At 42.6% G+C, this 16,350-nt stretch carries 9 protein-coding genes; all 9 read left to right on the forward strand.

The window, feature by feature from the left end:
* The first annotated feature begins 286 nt into the window (after positions 1-286).
* The 9 genes from H6G05_RS11640 to H6G05_RS11680 all read left to right on the forward strand — a co-directional run bounded on the left by H6G05_RS11640 (position 287) and on the right by H6G05_RS11680 (position 16,324).
* The gene (locus H6G05_RS11640) at positions 287-1,591 is read left to right on the forward strand and encodes a serpin family protein (RefSeq protein ID WP_190578339.1); all 1,305 of its coding nucleotides are present in this window, start codon (positions 287-289) and stop codon (positions 1,589-1,591) included.
* Between the two features lie 87 nt (positions 1,592-1,678).
* Positions 1,679-3,787, forward strand: a complete 2,109-nt coding sequence (gene ligA / locus H6G05_RS11645) for an NAD-dependent DNA ligase LigA (RefSeq protein WP_190578340.1) — start codon at positions 1,679-1,681, stop codon at positions 3,785-3,787.
* A gap of 147 nt (positions 3,788-3,934) precedes the next feature.
* Entirely contained in the window at positions 3,935-5,305 is a 1,371-nt protein-coding gene (gene gorA, locus H6G05_RS11650; protein WP_190578341.1) for a glutathione-disulfide reductase, read from the forward strand.
* 823 nt (positions 5,306-6,128) lie between these two features.
* Positions 6,129-6,392: a hypothetical protein gene (locus tag H6G05_RS25170; protein WP_190578342.1), complete on the forward strand. Its 264-nt coding sequence runs from the start codon at positions 6,129-6,131 to the stop codon at positions 6,390-6,392.
* A gap of 337 nt (positions 6,393-6,729) precedes the next feature.
* The gene (gene accC, locus H6G05_RS11660) at positions 6,730-8,094 is read left to right on the forward strand and encodes an acetyl-CoA carboxylase biotin carboxylase subunit (RefSeq protein ID WP_094528436.1); all 1,365 of its coding nucleotides are present in this window, start codon (positions 6,730-6,732) and stop codon (positions 8,092-8,094) included.
* A gap of 527 nt (positions 8,095-8,621) precedes the next feature.
* Positions 8,622-11,159 (forward strand): ATP-binding protein, encoded by a 2,538-nt coding sequence (locus H6G05_RS11665; protein WP_190578343.1) that lies wholly within the window; start codon positions 8,622-8,624, stop codon positions 11,157-11,159.
* Between the two features lie 11 nt (positions 11,160-11,170).
* A complete protein-coding gene (locus H6G05_RS11670) occupies positions 11,171-11,650 on the forward strand; it encodes a response regulator (protein WP_190578344.1) in 480 nt (159 codons plus the stop codon).
* 279 nt (positions 11,651-11,929) lie between these two features.
* Complete coding sequence (locus H6G05_RS11675) at positions 11,930-13,372, forward strand: trypsin-like peptidase domain-containing protein (protein ID WP_190578345.1); 1,443 nt, start codon at positions 11,930-11,932, stop codon at positions 13,370-13,372.
* A 282-nt stretch (positions 13,373-13,654) separates the two neighbouring features.
* Positions 13,655-16,324, forward strand: a complete 2,670-nt coding sequence (locus H6G05_RS11680) for a DUF3536 domain-containing protein (RefSeq protein ID WP_190578346.1) — start codon at positions 13,655-13,657, stop codon at positions 16,322-16,324.
* Positions 16,325-16,350 lie beyond the last annotated feature (26 nt).

Here is a 16,350-nt window from a genome sequence, read left to right on the forward strand (position 1 = left end):
TACCAAAACACAAAATGGCTACGCCATTTTGTGTTTTTAAAACCCTTACAGGGTTTGGCTTTTAATTCACAGAAGTGTAGTCACACTTTTGTGAATGGGTATTAGGGCTTACGCAAAATACCGAGATGTAGGGGGCAATTCATGAATTGTCCCTACGATAAAATGAGGATTTTAAGGCATTTTTGCTTAAGTCCTATAAGTTACAGAAAATGTAACGACGATAGGCGATCGCAAATTATGTCCTAAGCTAAAAAAGTAGAAATCTTGAGGTTTAGAAATCAGTATTATGAAAACTTGTTATCTTGCCACAATTATCAGCCTTTTAGCTTTAGCCCTAATGGGATGTGCAGCGCCAAACAATTCTAATCCTCAAGTTTCACTAATTAGCACAGTCAGCCCAGCCCCCACTGTCGCGACCTCTCCAAAACCAACTATCAATGATCGTGCTAATCGCAAAGTGAAACTTGATGAGCGCTTAGTTAAAGCAAATAGCAGTTTCGGCTTTAATCTATTTGATCGCATTACGAACCAAGACACTAATAAAAATATATTTATCTCTCCTGTGAGTGTGGCGATCGCCCTATCGATGACCTATAACGGTGCAAGTGGAGAAACTCAACAGGCGATCGCCAAGGCTTTAGAACTAGAGGGTATCAAAATCGATGAGGTCAATGACTTCAACCGAAATATTCAACAATTACTAACCAATGGCGATACCAATGTTGAGTTAAATATTGCGAACTCGCTTTGGGCAAGAAAGGATATTGCTTTGGAAGCTACTTTTTTGAATAAGGTCAAGGAGTTCTATCAAGCCGAAATTACTAATCTTAATTTTGACGAGCCTAATTCTGTAAATACAATTAATACTTGGGTAAAGCAAAATACCAAGGAAAAAATTGAGAAAATCGTTGATCGCATCGCTCCCGATAGTTTACTCTTTTTGATTAATGCCGTTTACTTCAAAGGTAAATGGGAAGCTCCCTTTGAGAAAGCACTTACTAAACCCCAGCCTTTTACTCTAAGCGATGGGAAAAAGATTCAACATCCTGCCATGTCGCGATCTGGCGAGTATCGCTACTACGATGCACCAACTTTTCAAGCGATTAGTCTTCCCTACGGTTCTGGGCGCTTCAGTATGGAGGTGTTCTTACCAAAATCTAAATCGAATCTCGTAGAGTTTCAGAAACAACTGACAGCAAAAAATTGGCAAGAATGGTCAACAAAATTTATTCGCAGAGAAGGCTTGATTCAATTGCCACGCTTTAAAATGGAATATGAGACTAGTCTCAAAAATGCTTTACAAAACATGGGTATGGCGATCGCATTCAATCCCGACAAGGCAGATTTTCGTGATCTGACAGCCGTTAAAGCTTTTATCAGTGATGTTAAACATAAAACCTTTGTTGAAGTTAACGAAGAAGGCACAGAAGCGGCGGCTGTTACTTCAGTCGAGATGCGTGCAACCTCAGCCATCCCCAATGAAGAGCCTCCATTTAAGATGATCGTCGATCGCCCATTTTTCTTCGCAATTAGCGATCGGCAAACTGGCACAATCATCTTCATGGGCGCAATTCAAAATCCATCTAAATAATGAAATGCGGCGCTTCGCGCCGCATTTCATTATTTAGATGTTGGCGGCTATAATTAAACAGATCAAGTTTTGTAATACAGCAATATTGTGACTGAAATCTCTCCCAATCTTGAAGTTCAAGCAAGATTATTAGAACTACGCAAACTCCTACAACGCGCTAGTTATGAATACTATGTCCTCGACGCTCCAAATATGGAGGACTCAGTTTATGATGCACTCTATCACGAGTTACAAAACCTTGAATCTCAATATCCAGAACTAATTACGCTTGACAGCCCCACCCAGCGTGTAGGCGAAAAACCAACAACACAATTTATTTCAGTTCAACATCATATTCCTCTTTATAGTTTAGAGAATGCTTTTACTACCAATGATGTGGAAGCATGGCAAGAACGCTGTCAAAAGGGATTAGCTAGTAATGCAGAGGAAGTAAGTGGCTCTTCTCGACAGTCTAATAATTTTTTAGATAGTGTTTGTGAACTAAAAATTGATGGATCAGCGATCGCCTTAACCTATGAACATGGGATCTTAGTACGTGGGGCAACCAGAGGTGATGGCACATCAGGTGAAGATATCACCCCAAATATTAAAACGATCCGTTCCATTCCCTTACGGTTAAATTTAGAGAATCCCCCCGATCGCTTAGAAATTCGTGGAGAAGCATTTTTGCCGATCGCCGTTTTTGATGAGATTAACCTAGAGCGATCGCAACAGGGAGAAGCTCTATTCGCGAATCCTCGCAATGCTGCCGCAGGTACATTACGCCAACTTGATTCCCGCATTGTTGCCAAACGCCGCCTTGATTTCTTCGCTTATACAATCCATCTCCCCTCGCCCTCTGGGAGAGGGGCTGGGGGTGAGGGAATTTCGCAAAATCTACCTGATATTTCCTCTCAATGGCAAGCACTCGAATTTTTACAAACCATAGGCTTTCGCGTAAATCCGAATAAACGACTCTGCAAATCGATTCAGGAATTACAAGACTATTATGATTTTTGGGCAACGGAGCGGCACAAACTTCCCTATATGACCGATGGCATGGTGATGAAACTGAATGCGTTCTCTCAACAGGAACAACTTGGCTTTACACAAAAAACTCCACGTTGGGCGATCGCATGGAAGTATCCCGCCGAAGAAATGCCCACCATTATTGAATCAGTTACCGTCCAAGTGGGGCGCACAGGTACTCTCACACCCGTCGCCGAATTACGTCCCGTATTACTAGCTGGGACAACTGTTTCACGGGCAACTCTGCACAATAGCGATCGCCTCGCCGAACTGGATTTGCATGTTGGCGATACCGCGATCGTAAGGAAAGCGGGAGAGATTATTCCTGAAGTGGTGCGCGTAATGCCTGAACTTCGTCCCAATGGGGCAACTCGTTTTGTGATGCCTACCCATTGCCCTGAATGCAGTCAACCCGTTTTCAAACCAGAGAATGAAGCGGCGACCCGTTGCATTAATCTCCAATGTCCTGCGATCGTACGCGGTGCGATTGAGCATTGGGTCAGCCGTGATGCACTAGACATTAATGGCATCGGTGAAAAATTAGTCAGGCAACTAGTAACCGAAAATCATATAACTTCCGTTGCTGATCTTTACGAACTGACTAGCGATCGCTTACAAACCCTTGATCGTATGGGGCAAAAGTCTGCTGATAAGATCGTTGCCGCGATCGCCCAATCTAAAACCAGACCTTGGGCGCGAGTGCTATACGGACTAGGGATCAGACATGTGGGCAGCGTTAACGCTCAAAATATTGCCGATAATTTTCCTAACATCGAACTATTAGCTAGATCTACTCCCGAAGCGATCGCTTCTATTTTTGGTATAGGTGAAGAAATTGCCCAATCCATTTATGAATGGTTTCGCCAAGAGACAAATCAGAACTTGATCCAGCGTCTGCAATCAGCAGGTTTACAGTTTGTCGGCGAGAAGAAAGACGATCAGGCGATCGCAATAAATCCTAATATTGCAGGTAAAACTTTTGTGGTCACAGGTACATTGCCCACACTGAAACGCGATGAAGCCAAAGCTCTAATTCAATCCGCAGGTGGCAAGGTCACTGATTCTGTTAGCAAAAAAACGCATTATCTTGTCGTTGGTGCAGAAGCTGGCTCAAAGTTAGAAAAAGCTCAATCTTTAGGCGTGCAATGTCTTTCAGAGGAAGAACTATTAAATTTAATTGGCACGTAAGAAATTATTCAAGAATTAGTTTCTGCAATCAAAAATCCTAAGAGATCCCCCTCAATCCCCCTTAAAAAGGGGGAAGAATTTAATTCTCCCCCCTTTTTAAGGGGGGCTGGGGGGGATCTATACTTACAAAAAAGACAAGAAAAATTTATGACAAATTTTGATTACGACCTATTTGTGATTGGGGCAGGTAGCGGTGGACTCGCAGCCTCAAAACGGGCTGCGGCACTTGGCGCAAAAGTAGCGATCGCGGAAGGGGATTTAGTAGGGGGGACTTGTGTAATTAGGGGATGTGTACCTAAAAAGCTAATGGTATATGCATCACATTTTTCGCATTTCTCTCAAGAAGCATCTGGCTATGGCTGGGAAATTCCCGCAGGTAAGCTGGACTGGAATAAGCTCCGTGATGCTATTCAATCCGAAGTATCACGCTTAAATAAACTACATATAAGCTTCTTAGAAAAAAGTAATGTCGAGCTAATTTCAGGATTTGCCAAATTTGTGGACGCGCATACGGTGGCTGTAGGAGATCGCCAATTCACTGCCGAACGCATCCTGATCGCTGTTGGTGGTGAAGCTTCTAAACCAGACTTAGCAGGTATGGAACATGCCATCACCTCCAAGGAAATGTTTTTAATGCCCAAATTTCCACAGCGCTTTGCGGTGATTGGTGGAGGGTACATCGGTACGGAATTTGCAGGAATTATGCGTGGGTTGGGAGCCGATGTCACCCAAATAATTCGCGATCGCTATGTCTTACGTGGTTTTGATCATGATGTCCGCATCAATGTCCAAGAAAGTATGGTCAATCATGGGATTAAATTTCATACTTGCATTAACAGTGATTCTCTAACTATTTCTAAAAACGCTTCTAAAGATGAAAGTGAACTCACGATTTCATTTAAGGATGGTGATGGGAACTTGCAGCAAATCAATGCTGATACAGTTCTAGCCGCAACAGGTCGTCAACCAAATCTTTCACCTTTAAGCTTAGACAAAGCGAATATCGAAGTTGTGAAGGGGGCAATCGCTGTCAAAGAAGATAGCAGCACCAATCAACCCCATATCTATGCGATCGGCGACTGTACTAATCGCGTCAACTTAACACCCGTGGCGATCGCTGAAGGTCGCGCCTTTGCCGAAACAGTTTACGGACATACGCCCAGATTTATCAGTCATAACAACATTCCTTCTGCCGTATTCTCACAACCCGAAGCCGCTACCGTTGGCTTATCTGAAGAAAAAGCACGGGAATTATATGGCGATCGGATCAAAGTTTATAAAACCAAATTTCGCCCCATGTTTTATAGCCTTGCGGGAGGAGACACCAAAACGATGATGAAACTAATCGTTGTTGGTGAAGAAGAGCGGGTTTTGGGGTTACAAATGGTAGGTAAAGATGCTGCCGAGATCATTCAAGGCATGTCGTTAGTCGTAACTATGGGGGGATGTAAAAAAGATCTTGATAACACTATGGCAATGCACCCCACGGCAGCCGAAGAATTTATGACGATGCGGTAGTTGTATAGCTGTCGCCAAAATAAAACCCAATAATCGAGTGGCGGTGAGAAGCGCCGCTACTCGATTATTTAACGTCAGTTCGACGAAAGCGAAAAATGGTAAGAATCGCTAAGCGATTCTTACCATTTTTCGCCATTTGCGGCGTGCGAAGCACGCCGCAAATGGCTATATCGAACTCACGTTTATTTAGCGCAAAGCCCAGTAATTCAATTTTGGAGAACTCACTAAACCTATATATCTAGGGTCAATTCATGAATTGCCCCTAGATTTAAATTAAATAAAACGTCTATATTGTGAAGATATATTTAAAGATATTGAGACTACTTTAAATATATTTATATTTATTTAACCTAGAGAATCTTGTAAAGATTTATAAGGATTATGTATTGATAATTGATCTTTAATTATTTTTTAATCATCAATCAATCCCTTACAGCCAAGCAAGGTCTAGTAATTAGTTCTTGTTGTTTTTAAAGCGGGGATCGCTTATCTGGCAATGATCCCCATTTTTTATGCTTATAATCAAAGCAAGTTTGAAATTGATTATAAAAGTTTAACTCACACTTACTTTTTTAAATCTAAATCCTCAAATTTATTTAAATATTTCTAACTATTCCCTTAGAAATACTTTTAACAAGCCAAATTAAATTTTAACTTCAAATAAAATCAAGCCTTTCTTGTGATGAACCCATTACAAACGCTGAATAATTGAGAAATATAATGTACTGATTCTAAGCCTGTTATATTTCTCAATTATTCATTTATCTCAAAATTTTATTGATACTTATTTTAAATCTACCTATATTTTAAGGACTTAACCAAAATGATTGAATCTATACGCTGCCCCAATTGCGGTGCGATCGCTGAACGTCACCACCTCTCATATCTTGCCCAAGTTAAAACCCAATGCGAAGACTGTGACTATCTATTGGTAATGTGTACTCGCAGTGGACATGTCCTAGAGTCCTATGCTCCAGGATTACCATCAGAGCCTCGACCAATGCAACCTATTGCTGCTCGCATCACTTCTTTTACCCAAACTCACAGCAATAATTCTCGTAAAGATGTTGCTGCTTTAACAATTTAAGTTGCCATGTGAGGAAATTGGGATTTAGATGCAACCACTTACATACAGAAAAATAGCTCTCTCAGATTTGATTCACGAGTTAATCAAATCTGAGAGAGCTAAAATTTGTGCAGGTGGAATTTACAGAATGACCCAATACGCTGGTCAAACAAACATAATCACAAACTTAATCAACATAGCTACCCAAAAAAAGTTAAAATTCAAAAGCTCTAAGTCATCGTCTACTAACAAAAGCGTAAATCAATGACTGCAAGCTCAATCGGGATTTGCAACCTACCAAAACAGAGCAACCAATCACCGATTACCAAACACCAAACACCAATTACCGTTCTGAAACATGGCTCCAATCGCCAAACTCCTGATTGCCAATCGAGGTGAAATTGCCCTCCGAATTATTCGGACTTGCGAAGAACTCGGAATTCCGACAGTTGCTGTTTATTCTGATGTCGATCGCAATTCTTTGCATGTACAACTAGCCCATGAAGCTGTCTGCATTGGCGATTCCCCTAGCAGCAAAAGCTATCTAAATATTCCCAATATTATTTCGGCAGCGCTTACCCATAATGCTACTGCCATCCATCCTGGCTATGGTTTTCTCTCAGAAAATGCTAGATTTGCCGAAATTTGTGCCGATCATAACTTGATGTTCGTGGGGCCAAGCCCCCACTCGATCCGCTCAATGGGTGACAAGTCCACCGCCAAAAAGACGATGCAAAAGGCAGGTGTACCAACTATTCCTGGTAGTGAAGGCTTAATTGAGTCGGAAGAGCAGGCGATTAAAATTGCCCATGAGATTGGCTATCCCGTAATGATCAAGGCAACCGCAGGCGGCGGCGGTCGGGGGATGCGTCTAGTTACAAATCCTGATGACTTACTGCGTCTGTTACGTGCGGCTCAAGGTGAGGCTGAGGCGGCTTTTGGCAATGGTGGGGTCTATATGGAGAAAGTGATTGAGGAGCCACGCCACATTGAGGTGCAGATCTTGGCAGATATGCATGGTCATGTGGTGCATTTGGGTGAAAGAGACTGCTCGATCCAACGTCGTCACCAAAAATTATTAGAAGAAGCGCCCAGCAGTGCGGTCAATCCGAAATTACGCGAAAGAATGGGGGATGCGGCGGTAAAGGCTGCTAAAGCAATTAACTATCTCGGTGTGGGGACAGTTGAATTTTTGCTGGATAAATACGGCAAGTTTTACTTCATGGAGATGAATACTCGCATCCAAGTTGAGCATCCTGTCACCGAGATGATCACAGGTATTGACTTGATTGCTGAGCAGTTACGAGTTGCTCAAGGCGAGAAGTTGAGATTTCAACAAAAGGACATTGAGATTCGCGGTCATGCGATCGAATGTCGGATCAATGCTGAAGATCCCGATCATAATTTCCGTCCCAATCCCGGCAAGATCAGTGGCTATTTACCGCCTGGGGGACCTGGTGTTCGCATGGATTCCCATGTTTATACGGATTATGTGATTCCACCCTATTACGATTCGCTGATTGCGAAGTTGATTGTCTGGGGTAGCGATCGCAATGCGGCGATTTTACGGATGAAGCGAGCGTTACGCGAATGTGCGATTACAGGTGTACCAACGACGATTCCTTTTCATCAGAAGGTTTTAGATGATGAGGAATTTAGATTGGGGCATGTGTACACTAACTATGTGCCATTGCTACAAGCGAGACTGGCGGAACGAGAATAAAGAAAAGCACCCCGACGGGGTGCTTTTCTTTTATTGCTTTGAATTAAAAAGATGAATGGCGGTGCTTCGCGCCGCCATTCATCTTTTTGATTTTGTCCTGACACAATCGACGGCAGCTATAATACCAAATCACAAAATGGCGTAGCCATTTTGTGATTTTAAAACCCTTACTGGGTTTGGTTTTTAATTCCCGAAAGTGTAGCCACACTTTCGGGAATTGGTATAAATTGCGATCGCTTAAATTTGAAATGTTCAAAATGCTATCCTTTTGTTGTAATCCTTTAATCCTTTTAGAGATTCAAATTTGTCTAAAGTCCAGTCCTAAGTACAGCGCTTTGCGATTAGTTAAACCCCAGAGAAATTTTTGGAAGCGTCCCTCCGCACCTCTTCCAAAAATTTCTCTGATATTGCATTTCATTATTGAATTGGCGTGATCTAGGGGCTGCTTCACTGCCCACACAAAACAGTTGTTTAGTTAATTTTGTTTCGTTATTTGGTTTAGGACACTATATTCAATGGCTTAAGTAATGGGCTTCACCAAAGTATTAGGGTCAAAAGTGCGATCACATAGTCAGCTTGTGGGTTTAGTTCTGCTGCTAACAATGGGATTTGTCGGTAACTATTACCGATGGACATTATTTTTTGATATTGACTTTATATTCGGTTCGATCGCCGTTTTGATTGTTGTTTGTTTGTACGGTACAAGATGGGGAACTTTTGCAGGATTTATTGCAGGGCTATGTACCTATGTGATCTGGAAGCATCCTTATACTGTGATTACATTTACTCTCGAAGCTCTATTTGTAGGAGGGATATTTCATCGGCAACAAAATCATCGCCAAAAGCCAAATAACCAAAATAATATTGTTCTGATTGATGCCTTGTTTTGGCTAGTGCTAGGAATGCCTCTAGTCTGGTTCTTTTATGCAATTTTGTTGCGGGTTGATCAGACTCAAGCGCTGATTATTTTGATTAAGCAGCCTGTTAATGCCATTTTTAACGCCTTAGTCTCAAGCCTCTTACTAACACATTTTCCAATTTATCGTTGGGTAAAACGTCCACATGCTCTCAATAGCCTCTCATTGGCTCAGACATTATTTAATCTTTTACTTGCTTTTGTCTCAGCTCCAACTCTGGTTTTGATCGTACTAGCTAGCCATCAAGTCGTTGACGATATAAAAAATGCAGTAAGTTTAGATTTGAATGATGCTTCTCGTTATCTCACGGTAGAGGTGCGAGTTTGGTACGATCGCCGCCTTGTGGCTGTCAGTCAACTTGCTGAATTGGCTAAAGTTAGCGATGTGCAGAGTATCTCATTTCAGCAAAGTGTTAAATTTATTAGTGGGGCTTTTCCTGATTTTCGCCATGTCCATGTTTTAGATATTAATGGCAAAACCGTTTTAGATTTGGACAATACGGAAATCAAATCAGAACTTAGTTTTGATCAAGCGGCTTATTTTCAGAAATTGCAGCGATCGCCACAACCATTTCTTTCCCCTGTACTGACTAAGATAGATGCTCAGCATTTACCCCATCCTATAGTTCTATTGGGAATACCCATATTGCAAGATGGTAGTCTTATAGGCGCAATTTTTAATGAGATTGATTTACAAGGGATTACGCGACTTCTAGAGTTGAATGTCGGAGAAGAATCCTTAAATATCTCCATTGTCGATCAACACAAAACGATCGCAGCTAGTACTCATCCCCAATTAATTGGCACTCAAAAATTTGATTGGCGCGAAAATGGCGATGTTAAAGATTTAGGTCGCCAATCTTATCACTGGTTGCCGAATAGTGGCAGTCGTCTCGTGATGGTGCAATGGCAAAACTCTGTCTTTGTTAAAGAGGTGATGATTCGTGCTGATATTCCATGGACGTTGATCATTCAAATTGCCGCAACGCCCCTTGTACGGCAGATTGAACAAGTACATATCCAAAATATGGCTTTGATGTTACTAATATCTGGAATAGGGCTTTTTTTTGCAGCCTTGGTCAGTCATCAGGTAGTTAAACCTTTGATGCAGTTAGCCGAAGTTACGACTAACTTACCTGATAAATTGCTAGAAAAAGAACCCATCCCATGGATTCGTAGCTATATTACCGAGTTGTCATTGTTAGTCAATAATTTTCAGATAATGTCTAAGAGTTTGCAGCAAAAGTTTAGTGAAATCCGTCAAGCAAATGAACTCTTAGAAGAGCGGGTGCAAGAACGTACTAAAGCTCTTCAGCAAACTAATGAAGAGTTAGAAATGGAGATTCAAGAACGACATCAGGTTGAACAAGAGCGCGATCGCCTCATCGAAAACCTACTACTATCGGAAACAAAGGTACGTCAACTCAATGCGGATCTCGAAGAACGAGTAGTCCAACGGACGAAACAATTAGAAATGGCAAATCAGGAATTAGAGTCTTTTTCCTATTCGGTTTCCCATGATTTACGCACTCCGCTTAGAGCGATCGATGGGTTTTCGAGAATGTTGCAAGAGGATTATGGTCAGATTTTTGATCGTGAAGCCCATCGTTATCTCAAGATTGTGCGTGACAATGCCCAGCGCATGGGAAGTCTAATTGACGATCTACTTAATCTTGCACGCCTCAATCGTAAAGAAATATCCAAGCAAACTATTTTTCCCAAAGATCTCGTCAATCATCTGCTCAATGATCTACGTCCTAGTTGGGGCAATCGTGAGGTTGAATTTGCGATCGCGGATTTACCGCCTCATCAAGGCGATCTGTCTCTATTTACACAAGTCTGGATCAATCTCCTGAGTAATGCCATCAAATACACTAGCAAAACTGAGCAAGCTTACATTGAGATCGGTTTTATGGTCATAAATTCGGAAATAGTGTACTTTATTCGAGATAATGGAGCTGGGTTTGATATGCAATATGCCAGTAAATTATTTGGAGTGTTTCATCGGATGCACCTCGATAATGAGTTTGAAGGCACTGGCATCGGACTAGCGATCGTGCAACGGATCATTCAAAGACATGGTGGTCGGATCTGGGCTGAAGCAGCTATTAATCAAGGGGCAACCTTTTATTTCACAATTCCCGATTAATGTACTAATCAATGACAGAACAACTTCACGAGCAGTTTTATGAGCAGTTTGCTGATCAAAAAGTTTTTATCTTGTTAGTTGAAGACAATCCTGCTGATGCGGAATTAGCAATTCGAGCTTTACGTCGGGGACGGATTAGCAATGAAATACATCTATTAAAAGATGGTGCAGAAGCACTAGATTTTATTTTCTGCCGAGGTGACTATGCTCATCGCACAATCACTGATTACCCTAAAATGATTTTGCTGGATTTAAAGCTTCCCAAAGTCAGTGGATTAGAAGTTTTACAACAACTTAAATCCGATCCGCGCACGCAAATGATTCCTGTCGTAGTACTAACTTCCTCGGCGCAAGATAGCGATGTACTGGAAAGCTATAAACTCGGTGTAAATAGTTATATTGTGAAACCCGTAGATTTTGAGCAATTTAACAAAGCTGTCGAACAACTAGGTTTTTACTGGGTTTTAATTAATCGCTCTCCCTATGCTTAGGAATGGCGACAGCTATAAGTAAATGAGCAAAGTAAATTACCCAAACCCATAAAGTTGCGCCCCGCAGGGGCGCAACTTTATGGGTTTGGGTTTGTAATTAATTATGCCCATTTACTTATAAGTACGAATTAAAGCAACATTCGGGAACCAAAATACTTCTAATATTGACAGAACTTATGCAGTAGCCCTGCGTTCAAGTTCTTGGTTTATTTGCTTACGGTAAAATTAAAGAATTAGTTTTTTGTGGCGCGGCAAAGCCGCGCCACAAAAAACTAGCTGATGATCGTGACTGAGGATAGTTTTGTGAAAAAAGGATTAATTAAATTTTTGGCAACTAGCCTAATACTATGCGGTGGTATCAGTACGATCGCTACTGTTCCTTTGATCGCACCGTCACCTGTACAAGCCCAAGACGAAGATACAAATATTCGTGTCTATAAACAAGCTAGCCCTGCCGTCGTCTCAATTCAGTCACGGAGTGGTAATGGCAGTGGCTCAATCATTGATCCCAAAGGTTTAGTTTTAACTAATGCCCATGTGGTACGTGGTGCAACTACAGTAAATGTAATCCTCAGTGATAAGCGTCAATTTCGCGGGGTAGTGATTGCTAGTAGTCGCAATCCTGATCTGGCGGTGATCAGACTGGATGGCGTAACCACAAATCTACCGACAATTCAGATTGCATCTTCCAGTGGCATTCAAGTGGGGCAAAGGGCTTTTGCGATCGGCAATCCCTTCGGGCGATTTGCGGGGACTTTGACGACAGGGATCATTAGTCGCATTGACAGCGATCGCAAATTATTACAAACCGATGCTGCTCTAAATCCCGGAAATTCAGGGGGACCTTTGCTAAATAGCCGTGCCGAACTGGTGGGTGTAAATACAGCGATTTTTACAACGAGTTCCGCTAATAGTGGCATTGGTTTAGCGATCGAAGCTGATACGGTTAAGCAATTTATTGCCGCAGTTCGCCAAGGAGCGATCGCCAATAATCCTACGCCTGCGATCGCGGCTACCAATGTCCTTACTCTAGATGGCAATGTAATCTCTGCGGTTTTGACGGCTTCAGACAGAACCTTACCCGATGGCAGCTATTTCAAAGCCTATCAATTTCAAGGTCAAGCAGGACAATCCGTAGTGATTGAGATGCGTGCTAATGCGATCGATCCCTATCTAGTCCTATTTGATGCTGCGGGGCGTAAAGTTGCTGAAGATGATGATGGCGGTGGTGGTAAAAATGCTCGTCTTGCCGTTACTTTACCAACTACGGGTAAATATACTCTCTATGCCAACTCCTATGAAGTAGGACAAACAGGCTCCTTTACGATCGCGGGGATGATCGCAGGTAGGGTAAGCAATAACTTTACTTCTCAATCCTCAATTGAACCAAGCGATCGGCGGATCATCTTGCAAAAAAATGGAGTTCTGGGAACGCAGAGTCGAGTTTTTGCTAGAGATGGCAGTCGGTTTGATGCTTTTAGTTTTAATGGTCGAGCAGGGCAAGTAGTCCAAATTGAACTTGTCAGTTCCGATTTTCATCCCTATTTAGTCTTATTCTCACCCGACAGCAGGGTATTGCAAGAAAACAACGGTTTACCGAGCCGTAAGAATGCATCAATGACGCTTGAATTGCCAATTACAGGAACCTACCGCACGATTGTCAATGCTTTTGATCGCACAGGCAAAGGTGCATACAAACTTATCGTCAAAACGGTTGATTAACTCACCTTACGCAGAAAAAAGATCTGCCCTCATCCCCCAGCCCCTTCTCCCGCAGGAGAAGGGGAGAAATATCTATTAATTCTTGTTCCCCTCTCCTGCGGGAGAGGGGCTAGGGGTGAGGGTCTTATAGATTTTTCGCATAACATGAGTAATTAAATCTAAAGGTGCTGCGGTGCTGCACCTTTAGATTTAACTTCTAAAACTTTTCTATAATCCCTTGCGAACCACCGAGAAAATCTGCCAAGATGTAGTAAATGTCGTTTGCTTTAAGGGAAGATTTGCGTGACTGTTGCTGTTTCTGTTTCTTCGCCTAATGTCCAGATTCCGACCGATTCGGGAATTTATATTACGATCCACGGTCACTTTTATCAGCCTCCGCGTGAAAATCCTTACCTGAATGCGATCGAGCGGCAAGAAAGCGCAGCTCCTTTCCATGACTGGAATGCGCGGATTCATCATGAATGTTATCGACCCAATGCCTTCTCACGGATCGAGCGTTATGATGGCAAGATCGTGAAGATTGTCAATAACTATGAGTACATGAGTTTCAACATGGGACCAACATTGCTCTCATGGATGGAATTTCACGATCGCGATACCTATCAAGCCATTTTAGATGCCGATAAACGCAGTGCCGATCGCCTTAATGGTCATGGTAATGCGATCGCCCAAGTCTATAACCACATCATCATGCCCTTGGCAAATTGGCGTGACAAATTGACGCAGATTCGGTGGGGCAAGGAAGATTTCAAGGCAAGGTTCGGGCGCGAAACTGAAGGGATGTGGCTTGCCGAGACAGCCGTTGACTATGAAACCCTAGAAGCTCTGGTTTTAGAAGGGATCAAGTTTATTATTCTTGCGCCATCACAGGCTCAGCGTTGTCGTCCCATGCCCACAAAAGACAATCCCAATCCTGCATGGGAAGAGGTGGGTGGAGCGCAAATTGATCCCAACCGTCCCTATCGTTGCTATTTACGTCGCCATAATTCCAGTAGCAGTAATGTGTCGGAACTGGGGCAGTTCCATTTACCTGCGGATACGGATGCTTATATCGATGTATTTTTCTATGATGGTCCCATTTCTCGCGATATGGGATTTGGGGATCTTCTAGGAAGTTCTCATAATTTTGCTAAGCGTCTCAGTCAAGCAGTGCGTGGGGATCACCGTCCGCATCAGCTTGTTTCTGTGGCAACCGATGGGGAAACCTTTGGACATCATAAACACTTTACAGAAAAAACTCTTTCCTATGCCTTCGTCGAAGAATTTCCCAGACGAGGTTGGAATGTTACTAATTACGCGCATTATTTAAGTCTATTTCCGCCACAGTGGGAAGCAGAACTAAAATCCGTAACTGCTTGGAGTTGCGCCCACGGTGTCGATCGCTGGCAAGGCGGTTGTGCCTGTGGCGGTGAAGGCACTAACTATCAACTACTATGGCGGCGACCACTCAGGGATAGTCTCAACTGGTTGCGTGATCGCATGGCAGCCGTATATGTGGATATCGGGCGCAAATATTTTAATGATCCTTGGGAAGCCCGCGATCGCTATATTGATGTGCTGAAATATTCATTACGCGATGGACTGGAAGAACATTCACCCGTTTTAGAGAAGTTTTTTGAAGAACAATGTGGCAATAAGGTATCGACATCTGCCCAGAAGATAGACGCTTTGCGACTGTTAGAAATGCAACGCCATGCCTTACTCATGTTTACCAGTTGCGGTTGGTTCTTTGAAGAATTATCACGTCCTGAAACTGTGCAGATTTTACGCTATGCCGCTAGGGCGATCGAACTAGCCGCAGATGTTGCAGGGGTCTTGCTTGAGGATGAATTTATTCATCGCATGGCAAAAGCCCCCAGTAATCTGCCTGAATTTAAAGATGGCGAAGGTGTATTTCGGCATCAAGTGGCGACTAATCGAATTACCCTCGCTCAAGTGGCGGCTCAATATGCCCTGAGTTCAACTTTTGGCAATTATGCGCGATCGCAACAAATTTATTGCTACCAGATCCAACAGCAGGATTATCAACTGCAACGAATTGGCTCCATGTCCTTAGCGATCGGGCAAATTCAACTAGTTTCAGGAATTACCCAAGAATCTGTAAATTATATTTTTGCAGTGCTGCACCTCGGTGGTGATGACTTCCATTGCTGTATCCAACCCTTTACAGGAAGGCGCGAATATGAGGAGATCAAGGCAACCTTGTTTAAGGTTCTCAAACAAGCGAATACGGCAGCGGTAATTCTGGCGATGGCTAGTAACTTTAGTGGTGAGCAGTTTAATTTGCATCATCTCTTTGCCGAGGAACGTCATCGGATTTTGCGTATGCTTGCTGACGAGACGTTAACTAGACTCGATCAACTATACGAGCAAGTTTATCGCGATAATTATGGAATTCTGATCTCCTTCCGTCGAGATGATTTGCCAGTGCCGCGTGAACTGCAAGTTGCTGCGGATATTGTCTTAAATAACCGTCTCACAGAGGAACTCAAGCGCTTAGAAACAGGTGCATCACTTCCGAACGTTGGATTAGATGCAGTGGCGATCGAGGCAATCAATCTAGGTTGTAAGTTTACCCATGAGGAAGATGCCAAAATTCTTGAAAATTATATTTTGAGACAAATCCAGCAACTTTCTCAACTTCAGGAAATTGACGAAAAGTCGCTCTTTAACTATCTCAATCAGATTGAGCAGTCTTTAGCGATTAGCGATCGCCTAAATCTCAAGCTAAATCTCAATCTCTCTCAAGAGGCCTTTCTCAACTATCTATCATCATGGATTGCCCCTAAATGTGTACTTGCGAGACAGATTCTCGATTTGGAATCTGTCCAGAAGCAACCAATTCACATTGAGGTAAATCTTTGTGAAAGCATTTCTAATTTGGAGCTACATCAATTAATTGATACTGCCAGCAAGTTAGGAATTGCCACTGAAGCTTGGCTTCATGACTAAATCACAACTGTAGGGGCAATTCATGA

It is taken from the genome of Phormidium tenue FACHB-1050, from assembly GCF_014696925.1.
Classification (GTDB): Bacteria; Cyanobacteriota; Cyanobacteriia; order Pseudanabaenales; family Pseudanabaenaceae; genus Pseudanabaena.

What these genes read in the sequence shown, in the direction of transcription:
- H6G05_RS11640 (WP_190578339.1), top strand. Translation starts at nt 287, where the DNA reads ATGAAAACTTGTTATCTTGCCACAATTATCAGCCTTTTAGCTTTAGCC.
- gorA (WP_190578341.1), top strand. Translation starts at nt 3,935, where the DNA reads ATGACAAATTTTGATTACGACCTATTTGTGATTGGGGCAGGTAGCGGT.
- H6G05_RS25170 (WP_190578342.1), top strand. Translation starts at nt 6,129, where the DNA reads ATGATTGAATCTATACGCTGCCCCAATTGCGGTGCGATCGCTGAACGT.
- accC (WP_094528436.1), top strand. Translation starts at nt 6,730, where the DNA reads ATGGCTCCAATCGCCAAACTCCTGATTGCCAATCGAGGTGAAATTGCC.
- H6G05_RS11665 (WP_190578343.1), top strand. Translation starts at nt 8,622, where the DNA reads ATGGGCTTCACCAAAGTATTAGGGTCAAAAGTGCGATCACATAGTCAG.
- H6G05_RS11670 (WP_190578344.1), top strand. Translation starts at nt 11,171, where the DNA reads ATGACAGAACAACTTCACGAGCAGTTTTATGAGCAGTTTGCTGATCAA.
- H6G05_RS11675 (WP_190578345.1), top strand. Translation starts at nt 11,930, where the DNA reads ATGATCGTGACTGAGGATAGTTTTGTGAAAAAAGGATTAATTAAATTT.